This window comes from Lentzea sp. HUAS TT2, from assembly GCF_051853195.1.
In the GTDB taxonomy this organism is placed as follows: Bacteria; Actinomycetota; Actinomycetes; order Mycobacteriales; family Pseudonocardiaceae; genus Lentzea.
In genome coordinates this window covers 3,985,617-4,004,059 of the sequence record NZ_CP196667.1, presented here as the reverse complement: position 1 = coordinate 4,004,059, position 18,443 = coordinate 3,985,617, and the positions used below count along the sequence as shown (strand labels likewise).

Below are 18,443 nucleotides of genomic sequence, written 5' to 3'. Positions count from 1 at the left end.
GCCCATACGACCACCCTGACACACTCAACGGTGTGGACCTGCCCGATCTCCCGGTGAAATCCGTTCTCCCCCAACTCCTGGAGCAACTCCAGGAGCACGGGGCCGCCGTGCTGGTCGCGCCTCCGGGAACCGGCAAGACGACGCTGGTCCCGCTGGCTCTCGACGGCAGGGTCATCGTCGCCGAACCGCGCAGGATCGCTGCGAGGGCCGCCGCCGCACGGATGGCGAGCCTGCTGGGCGAACCGGTCGGGCACACCGTGGGCTACTCGGTCAGGGGCGACCGCAAGACCAGCAGGCACACCCGCATCGAGGTCGTGACGAGCGGCCTCCTGGTCCGCAGGCTGCAACACGACCAGGAGCTGAAGGGCATCGGCACGGTCCTGCTGGACGAGGTCCACGAACGCCACCTCGACGCCGACCTCCTGCTCGCGCTCCTGCTGGACGCCAAGGCGGGCCTGCGCCCGGACCTCAAACTCCTGGCAACGTCAGCGACCGTTGCCGCGCAACGACTCTCGGACCTCCTCAACGCGCCGGTCCTGCACACCGAGTCGCGCATGTTCCCGACGGAGCTCACCTACGTCCCGCCCGCGCGCAACGAGCACATCGAGACCACCGTCGCCAGGGCCATCAGAAAGGCTCTGTCCGAAGTGGACGGCGACGTGCTCGCGTTCCTGCCCGGTGTCAGGGAGATCAACCGCACGGCGAGCCTGCTGAACGTGGAGACCGTGATCCTGCACGGCCAGCTCAACGCCCAGACGCAGGATGCGGCCCTCAAACGCGGCAACAACCAGCGAGTGGTGCTCGCCACGAGCATCGCCGAGTCCAGCCTCACCGTCCCCGGCGTCCGCGCGGTCGTCGACGCCGGCCTGGCCAGGGTTCCGCGGGTCGACCACCGCCGAGGTCTCGCCGGCCTCGCCACGATCCGCGTCTCCCAGGCGGTCGCGGAACAACGCGCCGGCCGTGCCGGACGTGAGGCCCCTGGCCGCGTCTACCGCTGCTGGCCGGAGCACGAGCACTCGACGCTGCCCCGCTACCCGGAGCCGGAGATCAAGACCGCGGACCTGACCAGGCTCGCCCTGGAGCTCGCGGTGTGGGGCACCCCGGACGGCAGCGGCCTGAACTGGTGGGACGCCCCGCCGGAGGGTGCGCTCAAGGCCGCGCAGGAGACCCTCACCGCGATCGGCGCGCTCGAACCCGGCCGCCGCGACCGCATCGCGAGCGTCGGCCTGCACCCCCGGCTCGGCCGCGCCCTCATCGACGGCAGCGCGCTCGCGGGCAACCGGACCGCCGCCGAGGTCGTGGCGCTGCTCGACGACAGCACCCACACCTCCACGACCGACCTGGCGACCGCGCTGAAGGCCCCGGGGAAGTGGCGCCAGGAAGCCAAGAAACTCGAAAAGCTCGGCACGAACCCGGCGGGCAACGGCGATCCGGCGCTCGTCGTCGCACTCGCCTACCCGGAACGGCTGGCCAAGCGCCGCTCCAAGAACAGCAACGTCTACCTGATGGCCAACGGCACCGCCGTCGAGCACACCGACTCGCAGTTCCAGTGGCTGGCGGTCGCGATCGCCGACCGCGAACCGGGCAGCAAGCACGGCCGCGTCCGCCTCGCCGCCCCTGCCGACGAGGAGCTCGCCGTCACCGCCGCGGCGGCCCTCGTGCACACGGTCGACGACATCCGCTGGAACGGCGACGTCATCGCGAACGAGGTCCGCAAGCTCGGCGCCATCAGCCTCGGCGAACGCAAGCTCAACGACCTCGCCAAGTCGCAGCAGGCACTCCGCCTCGGTCTCGAGGCCGAAGGCCTGGGTCTGCTCAAGTGGACCGACGCCGCCGAACGCCTGCGCGAGCGGATGGCGTTCCTGCACCGGACGCGCGACTGGCCGAGCGTCGACGACGAGCACGTGATCCGCGCGATCGACCTCGGCAAGGCGAAGAAGCGCTCCGACCTGGCCAAGATCGACACGGTGGCGCTGCTGCGGAGTCTGCTGCCGTGGCCGGAGGCGGCCGAGTTCGACAAGCTCGCCCCGGAACGCATCGGCCAGGGCAAAGTCGACTACACGCAGGACCAGCCCGCCCTGCACGTCCGGCTCCAGGACGCGATGAAGTGGGCCGACACACCGCTCATCGCGGGCGTCCCTGTGGTCGTGCACCTGCTCTCCCCCGCAGGCCGCCCCACCGCCGTGACCAGCGATCTCAGGTCGTTCTGGCGCAACGGCTACCTGCGCGTGCGCAGCGAGCTGAAGGGCCGCTATCCCAAGCACCACTGGCCGGAACGTCCCTACGACAAAGGTAATAACAACAAGACCTGAACAGAATCACGACCACGGCGTTGAACCTTCAGGAATCGAACAACGTTGTTCTGGTCTATGGCGCACATCGCGGTCTTCCTCATTCCCGAACGCGGACACGTCCTGCCCGCGCTGGGGATGATCGCCGAGCTGGTGCGCCGCGGTCATCGGGTGAGCTGCCCGACGAGCACGCGGTTCGCCGCCGCCATCGCGGAGTGCGGCGCGACCCCGGTCCTCTACGGGTCGACGCTGCCCGGTGCACTGCCGGAGTCGCTCTACGAGGCCGCTCAGCTCGCGCTCACCGAGGCCGAGGCGGCGTTGCCCCAGCTGGAGAACATCTTCCGCGACGACCGGCCGGACATCGTCGCGTGGGACATCGCAGCCTGGGCGGGCGGTGTCGTCGCACATCGGCTGGACGTGCCGAACGTGCTGCTGGATGTCTTCCTGACCAGCAACCAGCACTGGTCGCTCGGCACCGCGGTGTTGCCGCCGCGCCGGTTCGACCGGGTCGCGATCGGGTTCTTCACGAGGGTGCACGGCTTCATCGGCAGCTCGCTGCCCGAGTTCGTGGCCGGCGCGCGCCGGCGGATCGCCCTGTTCCCCAGGGAGTTCCAGCCGGAGGGCCACACGTTCGACGAACGGGTCGTCTTCGCCGGCCCGTGCCTGACCGGGCGCGCGTTCCAGGGCGGCTGGGCACCGCCTGCCGACAGGCCGGTCGTGCTCGCGACGACCGGCACGCAGATCTGCGCGGACGCGGCACGGGGAATGCCGTGGCACCTCGTCACGAAGGGCAAGGTGCTGAGCCCCGCGCTGAACGTCGAAACGCACGACGAGGTGCCGCAGCTGGCCGTGCTGAAGCACGCCGACGTGTTCGTCACGCGCGGTGGAATGGGTGGCGTGATGGAGGCGCTGCACCACGGCGTCCCGATGATCGTCGTGCCGCACATGACCGACCAGCGGCTGCACGGCCAGCGCGTCGAGGAGCTCGGGCTCGGTGTGCTGCTCGACACGGTGACCGTGGAGGGCGTGCGCTCGTTGGTGGGTCAGCTGACGTCGGATTCCGCGATTTCCGCGCGGGTGAAGGACATGCGGCGCATGATTGCGCAGGCGGGCGGCAGCGCGGTCGCCGCTGACGTCGTCGAGGAGGAACTGGCGCGGTGAGACGGATCTGGGACGACGCGGTCCGCACGCTCGGTGGTGCACCGGACGCGGGCGATCTGATGGAGCGCTACGCCGAACCGCATCGGACCTACCACAACACCTTCCACGTGGTGTGCGTCGTCCGCGACTCGTCGGCGCTGGCCGACGCGTTCGCGTTCACCGTGGAGGAGCGCTCGATCCTCGCGCTGGCGGCCTGCGCGCACGACGTGATCTACGAGGGCAAGCCCGGTGAGGACGAACGCGCGTCGGCCGCGTGGGCCCGCGAACGCCTGGCCGGCGTGGAGGAAGGGCACATCGCCCGCGTGGAGTCGCTGGTGCTGGCCACGATCACGCACGCGTCGGACGACCCGCTGGCGCACGTGCTGCTCGACGCCGACCTGGCCATCCTCGGCTCGGAGCCGGAGCACTACGAGCGCTACAGCCAGGCCGTGCGCCAGGAGTACTCGCAGTACGACGACCCGACGTGGCGCGCGGGACGGTCGAAGGTGCTCAAGACCCTGCTCGACCGCGAGGTGCTGTTCGTGACCGAACCCGCGCGGCAGCTGTGGGACGCCGCCGCGCGGCTCAACCTGGCCCGCGAGCTTCAGTCGCTGGCGTAGAGCACCTTCGTCGAGGTCGTGAAGCGCTTCACCGTCTCCGGGATCGGCTCGACACCGATGCCGGGACCGGCCGGCACGTGCATGAACCCGTCCCGCAGCTCGAACGGCTCGGTCAGGTCCTCGGCGAAGTACCGGCGCGACGCCGACACGTCGCCGGGCAGCACGAAGCCGGGCAAGGCAGCCAGCGCGAGGTTCGGCCCGCGACCGATGCCGGTCTCCAGCATTCCGCCGCACCACACCGGGATCCCGTGCGCGACCGCAACGTCGTGGATCCGGCGCGCCTCCAGGTAACCGCCGACCCGCGCGGGTTTGACGTTGATGATCCGGCACGCGTCGAGAGCGATGGCCGTCGCCGCGTCCTTGGCCGAGGTGATCGACTCGTCGAGGCAGATCGGCGTGCGGATCCGGTGCGCGAGCAGCGAATGCCCGCGGACGTCGTCCTCCTCGAGCGGCTGTTCGATCAGCAGCAGGCCGAACTCGTCCAGCCGGCGCAGGTGGTCGGCGTCGGCCAGCGTGTACGCGGTGTTGGCGTCGACCTGCAGCAGGATGTCGCCGAACCGTTCGCGCACGGCCCGCACCGGTTCGACGTCCCAGCCCGGCTCGATCTTGAGCTTGATCCGCGCGTAGCCCTCGGCCAGGTAGCCCTCGACGTCGCCGATCAGCTCGGGGATCGAGTTCTTGATCCCGACCGAGACGCCCGCGGGCACCTTCGTGGCCGTGGCGCCGAGGAACGTGCCGAGCGGCATGCCGAACGACCGGAGCTCGGCGTCCAGGACCGCCGTCTCCAGCACGGCCTTGGCGAGCTTGTGGCCCTTGATCGCGTGAGTCCTCGCCTGCACCTCCGCTGCCGTGATCTCAGGCGTCACCCGCGGCACGAGGTGGTGCTCCAGCACCAGTTCCGCGGCGGCGACGAACTCCGAGCAGTACAGCGGTTCCGGGTCGGCCGCGAACTCCGACCAGCCCTCCGCCGCGTCCGTGACGACCCGCAGCAGGAACGTGTCCTTGGTCGTCATCGTCCCGAACGACGTGCGGAACGGCGACACCAGCGGGATCGCGACGTGCAGCAGCTCGATCCGTTCGATCCTCACCGGTGCTCCAGCCCGTACCAGCCCTCGCGGGACATCGACGTGGCGACGTAGCCCTGGTCGAAGGCGTCGACGAACACCCCGCGCACCGCCTCCCGCCACTGCTTCGCGAGTCCGGCGGACTCCTTGCGCACCTGCACGATGTCCCGCGGCACGCGGCACCAGATCCGTTCGCCATCGGTGCGCGCCAACGGTTCCCCGTCCGGCGCGGTGTGCGTGACCTCCCCGGCTGGCACCGACTCGTGCGGCTCGCGGGCCCCGGTGAGATCCCATCGCACGGTGAGCCGGTCGCTCTCGTCGCCGTCGTTCACGCCGTCGCGCATCGGCCCGTAGAAGTCCACTGTGTACTCGGTGACGACCGCGCCGAGCTTGACCAGGTTGAACCGGGCGTTGCGCGACACCAGCGGGTCGTAGGTCCACCGCATCGACTTCGCGCCGAGTCCCACGGCCCAGTCCCTCTGCGCGAGCTTCAGCGGATGCCCGACGCCGGTCCGCGCGGCCGCGATCATCGAGTACACCGAGCCGTCCGGGCAGAAGAGCCCGGTCGTGGCGCCGATCAGCTCGTCGCCGTCGAACGCCCCGATCGTCGCGCCACCCGCGTGCCGGACGCAGTGCAGGGTCTCCGACGACAGCACGTCCTCGGTGGTGTCCCAGACCTCGGCGTAGTACCTGGCGGCGCGGGCGATGCCGGCGACGTCACTGATCACCTGGAACCGCAAGGCGTGCCTTCCTGACGCTGTACCCGAAGTAGATGACGAACCCGAGGACCATCCAGGCGAGGAACGCGATCCAGGTGTCCAGCCCGAGGCTGAACATCATGTAGACGCAGAAGGCCAGGCCCAGCAACGGCGTCACGGGCGAGAACGGCACCCGGAACGTGCGCTTGCGGTCCGGTTCGGTGCGCCGCAGGATGATCACCGCGATGTTGACCAGCCCGAACGCGAACAGCGTGCCGATGCTCGTCGCGTCGGCCAGCGACCCCAGCGGCACCAAAGCGGCCAGCACGGCGATGAACAGGCCGACCACGACCGTGTTCACGAACGGCACCCCGGTCTTCGGGCTCAGCCTCGCGAAGATCGACGGCACCAGCCCGTCCCGCGACATCGCGTACAGGATGCGCGTCTGTCCGTAGAGGACCGTCAGCACCACCGAGGTCGTCGCCACCACGGCACCGATCGACAGCAGGATCGGCCAGATCGCACCGTTGACGTTGTCCGTCAGCACCCGGCTCAGCGCCGCCTCCGTGCCCTCGAACGTCTGCCACGGCATCGCACCCACGGCGGCGAGCGCGACGGCGCAGTACAGCGCCGTGATCACGACCAGCGAGATGATGATCGCGCGCGGCAGGTCGCGCTGCGGGTTCTTGGCCTCCTCACCGGCGGTCGACGCGGCGTCGAACCCGATGTAGGAGAAGAACAACGTGGCCGCGCCGGCGCTCATCCCGGCCAGCCCCAACGGGAACAGCGGCTGCAGGTTGCCGGCCTTGAGCGCGGTGAACGCGACCGCGCAGAACATCAGCAGCGCGCCGACCTTGATCCACACCAGGATCGTGTTCGTGCGCGCACTGCCCTTCGCGCCGCCCAGCAGCACCAGCATCGAGATCACCACGACCAGCACGGCGGGAACGTTGACGATCCCTCCCGCACCCGGCGGCTGGCTCAGCACGTCCGGGATCCGCAGCCCCGTCACCAGGTGCAGCAGCTCGTTGACGTACTGCCCCCACCCGACCGCGACCGCCGCGACCGAGACCCCGTACTCGAGCACCAGGCACCAGCCGCAGACCCACGCGACGATCTCGCCGAGGGTGGCGTAGGTGTAGGAGTACGAGGAGCCGGACGCGGGGATCAGGCCCGCGAGCTCGGCGTAGGACAGCGCGGAGAACAACGCCGTGATGCCCGCCAGCACGAACGACAGCACGATGGCAGGCCCAGCGAGCGGTACTGCCTCCCCCAGCACGACGAAGATGCCGGTGCCGAGCGTGGCCCCGATGCTGATCATCGTGAGGTGGCCGACACCCATGGTCCGCTTGAGCTCGCTGCCAGGGTGGGCCAGCTGGTCGATCGGCTTGCGCCGCAACACCCGCGCCCCGATGCGCTGTTCGTTGCTCATCAGGACAACTTAACTGGTCCCGGCAGAACCTATTTGCCACCAACCGGGCGGAACGTGCGGCGATATGTGTCCGGCGGCACACCGACCGTCCTGTGGAAGTGCCGCCGCAACGTCGTGGCCGTGCCCATCCCGGACGCCTCCGCGATCTGGTCCACGCTGTCGTCCGTCATCTCCAGCAGCTCCTGCGCGCGCCGGATCCGCTGGGTGTGCAGCCACTGCAACGGCGTGGTGCCCGTCACGGCCTTGAAGAGCCGCGCGAGGTGCCGCGAGCTCATGTTGGCCTGCCGCGCCATGGCCTCCACGGTGATCATCTGGTCGAACCGCGCCGACACCCAGTCGAACAGCTCGGTGAGCGGATGACCCTCCCCCGACGGCACCGGCGCCAGCACGAACTGCGCCTGCCCACCGTCCCGATGCGGAGGCACGACGAGCCGGCGAGCCGCCGTGTTGGCCGTGGCGGTGCCGTAGTCGCTGCGGATGACGTGCAGGCTCAGGTCGATCGCCGCCGCCTTGCCCGCACTGGTCATCACCTGCCCGTTGTCGACGTAGAGCACGTCAGGGTCGACCTCGACGCGCGGATAACGCCTGGCCAGCTCGTCGGTGTGCCCCCAGTGCGTCGTCGCCCGCAGCCCGTCGAGCAGCCCGGCCTCCGCCAGCACGAACGCCCCGGTGCACAACGACACGATCCGCGCCCCGTTGTCGTGCGCGGCTTTGACGGCTTGGACCAGCTCCAGGTCGAACGGTTCGTCCACGTCCTCGACTGCGGGCACGATCACCGTGTCCGCACTCCGCAGCCGGTCGAGCGGCAGATCCGGCTCCAGCGTGAACTTGCCGAGCCGCACCGGCCCGTTCGCGCAGATCCGGACCTCGTAGCCGAGCTGCGGGGCGGTGAAGATCTCGTACGTGGCGGTCAGCTCGAAGTGCAGCATCCCGTCCGTCACAGCAAACGCCAGCATGTCCGAAACTGTACGCATCACGTCGTTCCAGACACTAGCCCCATCTCGCCCCCGCGACTTGAATGGTCCACATGGGACACAAGATCGCGGTGTACGGCGCGTCCGGCGTCACGGGACGCTTTGTCGTGGCAGAACTGGAAAAGCGCGGCCACACCCCGCTGCCGTTCGGCCGCGCCCAAGCCACCGCCGACAACCCCGAAGCACTCGACAACGCGCTGACGGACGCCGACGCGCTGATCAACACGGCCGGCCCGTTCGCCATCACCGCCCTCCCGCTGCTCGCCGCGGCGGAACGCGCCGGCATCCCGTACGTCGACGTGGCGGCCGAGATCGAGGCGAACGCCGACACGTTCGCCCGCGGCGCCTCCGTCCCGGCCGTACCCGCGATGGCGTTCTTCGGCGGCCTCGCAGATCTCCTGGTCACCGCCGCGATGGCCGAGTGGGGCGCCGCCGACGAGGCGCACATCGCCTACGGCCTCAGCGGCTGGCAGCCCACCGCCGGCACCCTCACCGCAGGTCAGGTCTCCCGAGACCGGCGAGAAGGCCAACGCGTCCGCTTCCGCGACGGCGAACTCCAGTACCACGGCGACACCCCACCGACCCTCGACTGGGACTTCCCCGGCGGCACAAGCCAGGTGATCGGCGAGTTCTCGATGGCCGACGTGGTCACGGTGCCGAGCCACCTCCAGATCGCCTCGGTGACCGACTACATGTCCACCACCGCGGCACAGGGCCTGCACACCGCAGCCGAACGCCAGGAGCCCGAAACGTTCGAGGTGGACGTCCGAGTCCGCAGGGTCAGCGAGGAACGACGCCTGGTCGCGACCGGCAAGGACATCTACGCCGTGAGCGCCCCTCTGGCCGTAGAGGCAGTCGAACGCCTGCTGACCGGCCGCTTCAACGTCACCGGCGTCGCCTCAGCGGGCGCGATGTTCGACGCCCCGGACTTCCTGCGCTCCCTGACAAACGTCATTCAGACCGCCCACGCCCTCTGACCTGCGGATTGCAGAAACCCTGCAAGCCTTCCGCAACTCCCGCCCCGCACCCTCCCTCCGAACACCGAATCTCGGAGGGAACTGCACATGCGGATCTTCACCAGGCTGGGCGTAGCCCTACTGGCCATGGCGGCACTAGTGACGACCACGGCGGGCACGGCCTCAGCAGCAACCGGCTACGCGGTGAACGTGAACCACAGCTCGGGCACTCTGGCCACGAGCGGCAACGGCAACCTGACCTGGTCGACGTCACGCCGCACGGTGTCCGTCACCACCCCGTCCATCTACGTGCGCGCCGGCGAGTGGGCGGACATGACCTGGACGGGCCGCCAGGGCAACAAGGCGGTCACCGGCATGGCCTGGATCCCGGCGGTGGACCAGCGAGGCAAGGGTGCGGCAACCGTGCAGATCGACCCGTTCTCACTCACGACGACCACGCCAGGCGGAATCGAGTTCGTCCGCATCACCGTGCGCGACATCGACCACCAGATCGTCCGCACCGTGGACTGCTACTACAACGACACCAGCTGCCCATAACCAACCACGCCAGCTCCGCCGGTTACGCCGGCTCCGCTAGCTACACCGGCTACACCGGCTACACCGGCTACCGCCAAGGTCGCGAAGCGACGAGGCGGCGGGGGTCCGGGGGCTTGCCCCCGGCGTGGGGTCTGGGGGCTCGGCCCCCAGAAAACACCCGAAACGAGGAACGGCGAGCGCCCGCAGGGTGCGAGCACTCGCCGCCCACCGAAGTGGAGGTGCCGGGAATCGAACCCGGGTCCTGTGCCGGTTCATCAGGGCTTCTCCGTGCGCAGTCCGCTGTGTCTCTGCTTGACCCCACCTGTCACGCGAACGAGCAGGTGTGACGGGCCCAGTCGCTGTGAGTTTCCCGAACAGTCTCCGCGACCGAGACTGCAGGTAAGCCCTCTAGCTGATGCCGGGAACTAGGCCGAAGGCACTCCTAGGCCGACAACCGCTAGCTCCGCTGTCAGGCAGCGAGAGCGTACGCGGTGCGCTTGTCGTTAGACGTGGCGCTTATTGGTTTGCGATGACGCTTAACGGTGGTCTCTCGCCTGCACCGGCACGCTTCCCCTGAATCAACGTCCACAGTCGAAACCGTTCACCCCCTGGTAGTGGTTGCACCTAGCATAACGACTGGGGCCAACGAGTTCTTCCCGAGGCAGGTAGGGCTGTCCCCACCCCCGACCGGATAGCTAGCCAGATGGTCTCTGACCAGCGGGAACGACAGCATGGACGTCATGAGGAAACCGAACGCGCTCGCAGCCGGGTTCTACCTGCTGACCAACCTGGTGACCGGCATCTTCTGGTTCACCCTCGCCGTCGTGCTGACCGTCGTGGGGTTCGCGACCTCGGTCCTCTGGGTGGGCATCCCGCTGCTGTGGCTCGCCATGAACGTCGTGCGGGGTGGCGCGACGATGGAGCGGTCGTGGGTCAGGGCGGCGCTGCGCACGGACATCCCCAGCCCGTACCGGGCGACGCCGGCGGGCACGACGCTGTGGCAGCGCTGGAAGGCCCAGTTCACCGATCCGGCCACCTGGCGTGACTACGGGTACCTGTTGTTGCTGCTGCCGATCGGCGTTCTGGAGTTCGGTGCCGTCCTCGCGATGTGGGTGGCGGTGGCCGCGTTCATGGCGGTGCCGTTCTGGATCGGCGAGGCACCGTTCGCGGTGATCGTGGGCGAGTTCTGGACGATCGACTCCTTCGTGTCGGCGTTGCCGGTCTCGCTGATCGGGCTGGCGCTGATCCCGTTCGCGGTCCTCGGTACCAGGGCGCTCGGCACGGTGCACGGCAGGTTCGCGCGGGCCATGCTCGGGCCGACGCGGGCAGACGCGCTGATGATCGAGGCTGAGCGGCTGTCGTCGAGCAGGGCCCGCGGGGTCGAGGCCGCCGAGGCGGAGCGCCGGCGCATCGAACGCGACCTGCACGACGGCGCGCAGCAGCGGCTCGTGGCCGTGGCGATGGGGCTGGGTCGCGCGAAGTCCAAGATGGACACCGATCCGGAGGGTGCCGCCGAGCTCATCGCCGAGGCCCACGCGGACGCGAAGCTCGCCATCAAGGAACTGCGGGACCTGGCGCGGGGCATCTACCCGTCCGTCCTGGGCGACCGGGGGCTCGACGCCGCGTTGTCCGCGCTCGCCGCCCGTGTGCCGATCGAGGTCGAGCTGCAGGTCGACGTGGAACCGCGGCCGCCGACATCGGTGGAGAGCGCCGCGTACTTCACCGTCGGCGAGGCGCTCACGAACATCACCAAGCACTCCAACGGCACCAAGGCGACCGTGCGGGTCAACAGGGTGGACACCGGGGTGCTGGTCGAGGTCACCGACAACGGTCAGGGTGGCGCGGAACTGCGGCCGGGCGGCGGACTCGCCGGGCTCGCGGACCGTGCTGCGACCATCGACGGTGTGGTTGTCGTCGTCAGCCCCGCTGGTGGGCCGACCGTTATTCGAGCGGAGTTGCCGTGCGCGTGGTGATCGCCGAGGACTCGGTGCTGCTGAGGGAGGGCGTGCAGAGGCTGCTCGCCGACGAGGGCATCGAGACCGTCGCGGCGGTGGAGAACGGTGACGCGCTGCTCGACGCCGTGACGGAGCACAAGCCGGACCTGTGCGTGGTGGACGTGCGGATGCCGCCGACGTTCACCGACGAGGGCCTGCGGGCCGCCATCGAGTGCCGCCGCCGCTATCCGGGGCTGCCGGTGCTGGTGCTGTCGCAGTACGTCGAGGAGCGCTACGCCGTGGAGCTCCTCGCGGGCGGTGCCAGCGGGGTCGGGTACCTGCTCAAGGAACGGGTGGCGGACGTGAAGGAGTTCGTCGACGCGGTGCGCAGGGTCGCCGACGGCGGCACGAGCATCGACCACGAGGTGATCACGCAGCTCATGGTGCGCAGCAAGAAGAGCCCCGTCGACTCGTTGACGCCCCGCGAACGCGAGGTGCTCGGGCTGATGGCACAGGGACTGTCCAACACGGCCATCGCCAACTCGCTCGTGGTGTCCGACGGCGCCGTCGAGAAGCACGTCGGCAACATCTTCGCCAAGCTCGGCCTGGAGCCGTCGAACTCCGAGCACCGCCGCGTGCGCGCCGTGCTGGCCTATCTCGACAGCTGAAGCAGACGGGCGCCGTTGTCGTGCAGCACCGCCTGTTCGGCCGCGGCGTCCAGGCCCCACGACCTGATGGCGTCGAGCTGCACCTCGTAGGGGTACGGGATGTTCGGGAAGTCGGTGCCCAGCACCACCCGGTCCGCCAGCCCCGCGATCCGCGAACGCCAGTCGGCCGGCAGCGGCGCCATCTGCTCCACGAACGGAACGCCGACCATCGTCGTGTCGACGTGCACGTTCGGATAGCGCTCCACGAGGTCCAACGCGCCTGAGTAGTCAGGCATCCCGGCGTGTGCGAGAACGGCCGTCAGCCGCGGATTGCGCCGAAGCACCTCTTCGAACACGCCCAGCCCGGTGTGCTCACCGGGAGACGGCCCGTCGCCGCAATGCACCACGACCGGCACACCGGCCTCCGCGAGCTGCCCCCAGACGCCGTCCAGCAGCGCGTCACGCGGGTCGTAGCCGCCGACCTGCACGTGGGACTTGAAGCACCGTGCGGCGCTCTCGAGGGCCTTGCGCACGTACGCCTCGGCGCCGGGCTCCGCGTAGAACGTGCCCGTCGGCACCGCCTCGGGCACCCGCGCGGCGAAGTCGGCCACCCACTCGTTCAGCCATTGCGCCATGCCCGGCTTGTGCGGGTAGAGCAGAGGTGCGAACGCGACGACGCCCAGCTCCCGCAGTGCGGTGAGCCGGGCGTTCTCGTCCGTGCGGTACCAGATGAACCAGTCGACCCCGGACTCGCGCACGCGGTCGAAGTACGCCCAGACCTTGTCCAGGACGTTCTGCGGCATGAAGTGGACGTGGACGTCCACCAGTGCCATCAGTAGCGACCCTTCAGGGCGCGGCCGTGCGCCCTGGCGATCTCGCGGTTCGCGTCGCGCTTCGCCAGGTCCTGGCGCTTGTCGTAGGACTTCTTGCCCTTCGCCAGCGCGATCTCGACCTTGACGTAGCCGTCCTTGAAGTACATCTGCAGCGGCACGAGCGACAGACCGGACTCCTTGGTCTTGCCGATCAGCCGCTCGATCTCGCTCTTGTGCAGCAGCAGCTTGCGCTTGCGCCGGACCTCGTGGTTCGTCCAGGTGCCCGCGACGTACTCCGGGATGTGCAGCGCGTGCAGCCAGATCTCGCCGTCGTCGACCTGGGCGAAGGCGTCCACCAGGGACGCCCGTCCCATGCGCAGGCTCTTCACCTCGGTGCCGACGAGCTGAATGCCCGCCTCGTAGGTGTCCAGAATGGACCAGTCGTGCCGAGCCTTGCGGTTCGACGCGATGACCTTCTGCCCGCGTTCCTTGACCATGACGACCAGTCTAAATGCTCGGCAAAACTCTTAAAGGCGCACGTAGAGGCGGAGTGTCACGTAGCCGGTCGTCGCCGAGATGACTATCGCGACGAGGAACAGCCATGGCGACACGATCAGGATGTCCAGATACCCGATCGGCGGGATGATGCCCGACTCGGTGAGGTTCCTGGTGATCCGGTCGAGGAAGAACGCCTTGAACAGCACCAGGCCGCCGACCGCGGTGACCGAGCCGATGATGCCCGCGACGACCGCCTCGATGAGGAACGGCAGCTGCGTGTACCACCGGGTCGCGCCCACCAGTCGCATGATGCCGACCTCGACGCGGCGGGTGAACGCCGACACCTGGATGGTGTTCGAGATCAGCAGCAGCGCGGCGAACGCCTGGATGAGCGCGAGGATCAGGGCGACGTCGCGCATGCCGTTGAGGCCCTCGAAGAACCTCTCCAGGAACTTGCCCTGGTCGTCGACGCCCTTCACACCGGGCTTGCCCTCGAAGGCCTGCTTGATGACGTCGGTGCGCTCCGGGTCCTCGAGCTTCACGCGGAACGTCGCCGGGATGGCTTCGGGACGCGCGAGCTTGAGCAGTTCCGGCTGGGCCTCGAAGATGCGCTTGAAGCGCTCGAAGCCCTCGTCGCGGTTCTGGAACACCACTGTCTCGACGCCGGACGTCTGCTCCAGGGCGGAGCGCAGGCCCGCGCACGGCTGCTGTGTGCAGTCCTTGTCGTTGGCGCTGACGTCGTTCGTCAGCAACACGGAGACCTCGAGCTTGCCCGCGTAGTTGGCCTGCATCTTGTCGACCATGCGGACGACGAGCAGGCCACCGCCGAGCAGCCCGAGCGAGATGGCGGTCGTGAGGATCATCGCGATCGTCATCGTGACGTTCCGGCGAAGTCCGGTGATGACCTCGCTGAACACGAAGCTGGTACGCATCGGGGGCGGGGTTCCTTGGGGTTCGGGGGCTTAGGGACGCTTAACGGCCAACGCCGTAAACGCCGCGCGCGTCATCACGGACGACCTTGCCGTACGACAGCTCCACCACTCGGCGGCGCATCGAGTCGACGATGCCGTGGTCGTGCGTGGCCATGATGACGGTCGTGCCGGTGCGGTTGATCCGCTCCAGCAGCAACATGATGTCCTGGCTCGTGTCGGGGTCCAGGTTTCCGGTCGGCTCGTCGGCGATCAGCACCAGCGGGCGGTTCACGAACGCACGGGCGATCGCGACGCGCTGCTGCTCACCACCGGACAGCTCGGTCGGGAACCTGTCCTCCTTGCCGTCGAGGCCCACCAGCTGCAGCACCTCCGGCACCACCTTGACGATGGTGTTGCGGGGCTTGCCGATGACCTCGAGCGCGAAGGCGACGTTCTCGGCGACCGTCTTCGTGGGCAGAAGACGGAAGTCCTGGAACACGCAGCCGATCGACTGACGCAGACGGGGGACCCTGCGCCGCGACATCTTGGCGACGTCGAAGTTGGAGACGTAGACGCGTCCCCTGGTCGGCACCTCTTCGCGCAGCAGCAGGCGCAGGAACGTCGACTTGCCGGACCCCGAAGGCCCGATCAGGAAGACGAACTCGCCCTTCTCCATCTCGACGGACACGTCGTCGAGCGCAGGACGCGTGGAGGTCTTGTAGACCTTGGAAACGTGTTCGAGACGAATCACGAGGCGCGAGTCTACTCATGGCCGGGGTAAAGCCCCCGTTCCGGTTAACTTCCAGCCCCGGAAGGGCGGCCGAGACGTCGACGCCCCGTGTCCGACCAGGCACTACCCGTCCACGAAAAGAGCACGTCCTGCCCTCGTTCGGGGCTGAACGTGCTCTTCGACCCAGCTCAGCTGACTACACCTGCTGGGACTGCTTGCGCCACCGGATGCCGGCCTCGAGGAAGTCGTCGATCTCGCCGTCGAGCACGGCGGACGGGTTGCCGACCTCGTGGTTGTTCCGCAGGTCCTTGACCATCTGGTACGGGTGCAGCACGTAGGAGCGCATCTGGTTGCCCCAGCTGGAGCCGGAGTCCTTCAGCGCGTCCATCTTGGCCTGCTCCTCCTGCCGGCGGCGCTCGAGGAGCTTCGCCTGCAGGACGTTCATGGCCGTGGCCTTGTTCTGCAGCTGCGAGCGCTCGTTCTGGCAGGACACCACGATGCCGGTCGGGATGTGCGTGAGGCGCACCGCCGAGTCCGTCGTGTTGACGCCCTGGCCGCCGGGGCCGGACGAGCGGTAGACGTCGACGCGCAGGTCCTTCTCGTCGATCTCGACGTGGTCGGTCTGCTCGACGACGGGCACGACCTCGACGCCGGCGAACGACGTCTGGCGGCGGCCCTGGTTGTCGAACGGCGAGATGCGCACGAGGCGGTGCGTGCCCTGCTCGACGCTCAGCGTGCCGTAGGCGTAGGGCGCGGTGACGCGGAACGTCGCGGACTTGATGCCCGCCTCTTCCGCGTAGGAGGTGTCGAAGACGTCGACGGGGTAGTTGTGGCGCTCGGCCCAGCGCGAGTACATGCGCAGCAGCATCTCGGCGAAGTCCGCGGCGTCGACGCCACCGGCCTCGGCGCGGATGGTGATCAGGGCGTTGCGCTCGTCGTACTCGCCCGACAGCAGCGTGCGGACCTCGAGGCTCGCGATCTCCTCACGCAGCTTGGCGCGGTCGTTGTCCGCGTCGGCCGCCGCCTCGGCGTCCTCGGCCTCTTCCGCGAGCTCGTAGAGCAGGGGGAGGTCGTCGAGGCGCTCACGCAGGTTGGTGACGCGACGCAGCTCACCCTGCTTGTGGGAGAGCGCGCTGGTGACCTTCTGCGCCTTCTCCTGGTCGTCCCAGAGGTCAGGGCGGGCAGCCTGGTCCTCCAGGTCCGCGACAGCGGCGCGCAGCGCAGCGAGGTCCAGCACCGCCTCGATGCTCGAAAGAGTGGCGGAGAGGTCCTTGATGTCTGCTTCGACGTCCGGGTTCACGCAAAAAGATTACGCCAGCACCGGTCGCCGTACGCGACCGGTGCTTCGCTGGCGTCCCCTTTAAGCCGTGGGGATGGCGTCGAGCAGCTTGAGAACGGCCTTCGCGTGGGCGAGACCGAACTCGGCCACCGCCTTGGCGTAGGGGTCCTCGGCCGTCTTGGCCGCGCTCTTCGCGCTCTCCTGTTCCTGACCGTACGTCGAACGCGCGGTCGTGATCAGGGACTCGCGCTGCTTCGCGGTCAGCGAACCCGCGTGCACGAGACGAAGGATGAGCGGGCTGCGCAGGTGGTCCGGGCCGGGTTCGGACAGCAGCCAGTTCTTGAAGGCCTTCTTGCCCGCGGCCGTCAGCACGTACTGCTGGCTGGACCGCGGTCCCTGCTTGCCGAGGCGCAGCAGGCCTTGGTCAGCCAGCGCGGGCAGCTCGCGGTACACCTGGGAGCGGGTCACGCTGAAGAACGCGCCGAAGCGGTCTCCGGCTTCCGCCACCAACTGGCCACCGGTCTTGGGTCCGTCGTGCAGCAGCCCGAGCAGGGCGGCTGCGGTCGCATTCAGGTCTGACACAACGACAACGTTCCCACGTCTGGGGGAAGCTGTCCACAATGGTCAGCCGTTCTGTCCACAGTGGCTGATCACCGGGCTAGTCTGATGGGCCATGCGGAGCAACGAAAAGTCTCGCTGAGTAAGCGGCAGTTTCGAAGCCTCACGCGTTTGGCCGCTTGACCGTCCGTGTCCATCCCGGATGGAAAAGTCCTTTCGCAGAAACGAAAGTCCCCCGTTCTCACTCGATCGGCGGTACGACCTCACCGGGCGAAGCCACCCGAATGGACGGTCGAGGGCCTTCGTCGCACGACCCGGTGATGTCCGCTCCGACCCCTTTCCTACGCCTGCCGTTCCGGGAAAATGATCATTGCCAGCAGCGGCGCACGACAACGGAGGTCGGGGACCCCATGAAGAACCTGAACATGAAGTGGCTGGACCACAAGAAGGTGGCCGCCCACACGCGGGCCTGGGTCACGGGCGGCATCCCGGAGCAGGCCGGCAAGGACGAGTGCATGGTGTGCGGCAAGCAGATCCGCAAGCACCGCACCGTCAACGGCGAGGGCCGCATCTGCTCCAGCATGCTGTGCGCCCAGTACTGGGCGGAGAACATGACCTGAACGACCTCGCCTGACCCACCCAGGGGACCGGGCCCGCCCCCGGGACCTGGGGCCATACCCATCTGGCCTGCCTACGGGACCGGGAGCCTGGCCCAACTGGCCACCTACGGGAGTCCGAGGCCTTCCCACCCACGAGACCGGGGGGCCTCGCCCGACTGGTCATCCACGGGGATCCGGGAGCCTCGCCCGACTGGCCACCTACGGGGGTCCGGGGGCTTGCCCCCAGGGTGGGGTTTGGGGGCTCCGCCCCCAATGCAATGCGAAAAAGGCCCTGTTCGCGATCTCCGCGAACAGGGCCTTCCTACCTTTGTAGCGGGGACAGGATTTGAACCTGCGACCTCTGGGTTATGAGCCCAGCGAGCTACCGAGCTGCTCCACCCCGCGCCGCTTCTTGCTTGTCTTGCTGTTGTAAGTAGAACTATACACCCTCTGGAAACCCGTTTTTACCACCCCCCTCTTAACGAGGTCTTCGCAGTTCAAGGGTGGTGCGGGCGCCGTACGCGGCAGATGCGGCGAGAAAACCGCGACTGACGCGGGTCGTGGATGTAGTTGTCGACGAGCAGTTCTGGAAACTACTTGCGTTAAAGCAAGAAGCCCGGAACCTGATGGCTCCGGGCTTCGAACTGTGTAGCGGGGACAGGATTTGAACCTGCGACCTCTGGGTTATGAGCCCAGCGAGCTACCGAGCTGCTCCACCCCGCGTCGGTATGAATAGAACCTTACGCGGGGTGGAGCAGGAAAA

18 protein-coding genes, 2 tRNA genes and 1 other RNA gene are annotated in these 18,443 nt (G+C 68.5%); 8 read left to right on the top strand and 13 right to left on the bottom strand.

Annotated features, from left to right (window positions below; translation table 11 throughout):
* The first annotated feature begins 32 nt into the window (after positions 1–32).
* Genes hrpB through ACSHWB_RS20075 form a run of 3 tightly spaced genes read left to right on the top strand, consistent with a single transcriptional unit; the run spans position 33 to position 4,051 of the window.
* Positions 33–2,312 (top strand): ATP-dependent helicase HrpB, encoded by a 2,280-nt coding sequence (gene hrpB / locus ACSHWB_RS20085; protein WP_439663529.1) that lies wholly within the window; start codon positions 33–35, stop codon positions 2,310–2,312.
* Positions 2,313–2,369: 57 nt separating this feature from the next.
* Positions 2,370–3,452 carry a macrolide family glycosyltransferase gene (locus tag ACSHWB_RS20080; RefSeq protein WP_439663528.1) on the top strand — a complete coding sequence of 361 codons (1,083 nt, stop codon included), beginning with the start codon at positions 2,370–2,372 and terminating at the stop codon, positions 3,450–3,452.
* The gene (locus tag ACSHWB_RS20075) at positions 3,449–4,051 is read left to right on the top strand and encodes an HD domain-containing protein (RefSeq protein ID WP_439663527.1); all 603 of its coding nucleotides are present in this window, start codon (positions 3,449–3,451) and stop codon (positions 4,049–4,051) included. The genes ACSHWB_RS20080 and ACSHWB_RS20075 overlap by 4 nt, the downstream gene beginning before the upstream one ends.
* Here ACSHWB_RS20075 and menC read toward each other — a convergent pair.
* Genes menC through ACSHWB_RS20055 form a run of 4 tightly spaced genes read right to left on the bottom strand, consistent with a single transcriptional unit; the run spans position 4,036 to position 8,219 of the window.
* Positions 4,036–5,139 (bottom strand): o-succinylbenzoate synthase, encoded by a 1,104-nt coding sequence (gene menC, locus ACSHWB_RS20070; protein WP_439663526.1) that lies wholly within the window; start codon positions 5,137–5,139, stop codon positions 4,036–4,038. The genes ACSHWB_RS20075 and menC overlap by 16 nt on opposite strands.
* Positions 5,136–5,855 carry a hypothetical protein gene (locus ACSHWB_RS20065; protein ID WP_439663525.1) on the bottom strand — a complete coding sequence of 240 codons (720 nt, stop codon included), beginning with the start codon at positions 5,853–5,855 and terminating at the stop codon, positions 5,136–5,138. Before ACSHWB_RS20065 ends, menC begins: the two co-directional genes overlap by 4 nt.
* On the bottom strand, positions 5,833–7,245 hold the full coding sequence (locus tag ACSHWB_RS20060; protein ID WP_439663524.1) for an amino acid permease: 1,413 nt from the start codon (positions 7,243–7,245) through the stop codon (positions 5,833–5,835). Before ACSHWB_RS20060 ends, ACSHWB_RS20065 begins: the two co-directional genes overlap by 23 nt.
* Positions 7,246–7,274: 29 nt before the next feature.
* Positions 7,275–8,219, bottom strand: a complete 945-nt coding sequence (locus ACSHWB_RS20055; protein ID WP_439663523.1) for a GlxA family transcriptional regulator — start codon at positions 8,217–8,219, stop codon at positions 7,275–7,277.
* Positions 8,220–8,272: 53 nt separating this feature from the next.
* On the opposite strand from ACSHWB_RS20055, the gene ACSHWB_RS20050 reads away from it, so the two are divergent.
* Together ACSHWB_RS20050 and ACSHWB_RS20045 are read left to right on the top strand one after the other, a co-directional pair.
* The gene (locus tag ACSHWB_RS20050) at positions 8,273–9,196 is read left to right on the top strand and encodes a saccharopine dehydrogenase NADP-binding domain-containing protein (protein ID WP_439663522.1); all 924 of its coding nucleotides are present in this window, start codon (positions 8,273–8,275) and stop codon (positions 9,194–9,196) included.
* Between the two features lie 87 nt (positions 9,197–9,283).
* A complete protein-coding gene (locus ACSHWB_RS20045; RefSeq protein WP_439663521.1) occupies positions 9,284–9,733 on the top strand; it encodes a hypothetical protein in 450 nt (149 codons plus the stop codon).
* A 210-nt stretch (positions 9,734–9,943) separates the two neighbouring features.
* Here ACSHWB_RS20045 and ssrA read toward each other — a convergent pair.
* Positions 9,944–10,321: a transfer-messenger RNA gene (ssrA, locus tag ACSHWB_RS20040) on the bottom strand.
* Between the two features lie 122 nt (positions 10,322–10,443).
* Between ssrA and ACSHWB_RS20035 the strand changes: the two genes are divergently transcribed.
* Positions 10,444–11,685, top strand: coding sequence for a sensor histidine kinase (locus ACSHWB_RS20035; protein WP_439663520.1), 1,242 nt, complete (start codon positions 10,444–10,446; stop codon positions 11,683–11,685).
* Positions 11,673–12,314: a response regulator transcription factor gene (locus ACSHWB_RS20030; protein ID WP_439663519.1), complete on the top strand. Its 642-nt coding sequence runs from the start codon at positions 11,673–11,675 to the stop codon at positions 12,312–12,314. Before ACSHWB_RS20035 ends, ACSHWB_RS20030 begins: the two co-directional genes overlap by 13 nt.
* Here the strand turns inward: ACSHWB_RS20030 and ACSHWB_RS20025 are convergent.
* The 6 genes from ACSHWB_RS20025 to ACSHWB_RS20000 all read right to left on the bottom strand — a co-directional run bounded on the left by ACSHWB_RS20025 (position 12,299) and on the right by ACSHWB_RS20000 (position 17,105).
* Entirely contained in the window at positions 12,299–13,126 is an 828-nt protein-coding gene (locus ACSHWB_RS20025) for an amidohydrolase family protein (protein WP_439663518.1), read from the bottom strand. The genes ACSHWB_RS20030 and ACSHWB_RS20025 overlap by 16 nt on opposite strands.
* A complete protein-coding gene (smpB, locus tag ACSHWB_RS20020) occupies positions 13,126–13,602 on the bottom strand; it encodes an SsrA-binding protein SmpB (RefSeq protein ID WP_439663517.1) in 477 nt (158 codons plus the stop codon). The genes ACSHWB_RS20025 and smpB overlap by 1 nt, the downstream gene beginning before the upstream one ends.
* Before the next feature lie 30 nt (positions 13,603–13,632).
* Positions 13,633–14,535: a permease-like cell division protein FtsX gene (gene ftsX / locus ACSHWB_RS20015; protein ID WP_439663516.1), complete on the bottom strand. Its 903-nt coding sequence runs from the start codon at positions 14,533–14,535 to the stop codon at positions 13,633–13,635.
* A gap of 40 nt (positions 14,536–14,575) precedes the next feature.
* On the bottom strand, positions 14,576–15,265 hold the full coding sequence (gene ftsE, locus ACSHWB_RS20010; RefSeq protein WP_030470385.1) for a cell division ATP-binding protein FtsE: 690 nt from the start codon (positions 15,263–15,265) through the stop codon (positions 14,576–14,578).
* A 175-nt stretch (positions 15,266–15,440) separates the two neighbouring features.
* The gene (prfB, locus tag ACSHWB_RS20005) at positions 15,441–16,544 is read right to left on the bottom strand and encodes a peptide chain release factor 2 (RefSeq protein WP_439663515.1); all 1,104 of its coding nucleotides are present in this window, start codon (positions 16,542–16,544) and stop codon (positions 15,441–15,443) included.
* A 60-nt stretch (positions 16,545–16,604) separates the two neighbouring features.
* Positions 16,605–17,105, bottom strand: a complete 501-nt coding sequence (locus ACSHWB_RS20000; protein WP_030470382.1) for a PadR family transcriptional regulator — start codon at positions 17,103–17,105, stop codon at positions 16,605–16,607.
* A 386-nt stretch (positions 17,106–17,491) separates the two neighbouring features.
* On the opposite strand from ACSHWB_RS20000, the gene ACSHWB_RS19995 reads away from it, so the two are divergent.
* Positions 17,492–17,701 (top strand): hypothetical protein, encoded by a 210-nt coding sequence (locus ACSHWB_RS19995; RefSeq protein ID WP_439663514.1) that lies wholly within the window; start codon positions 17,492–17,494, stop codon positions 17,699–17,701.
* Between the two features lie 310 nt (positions 17,702–18,011).
* Here ACSHWB_RS19995 and ACSHWB_RS19990 read toward each other — a convergent pair.
* Positions 18,012–18,085 (bottom strand) — tRNA-Met (locus ACSHWB_RS19990).
* Between the two features lie 244 nt (positions 18,086–18,329).
* Positions 18,330–18,403: transfer RNA gene (locus ACSHWB_RS19985), tRNA-Met, on the bottom strand.
* Positions 18,404–18,443: the final 40 nt, after the last annotated feature.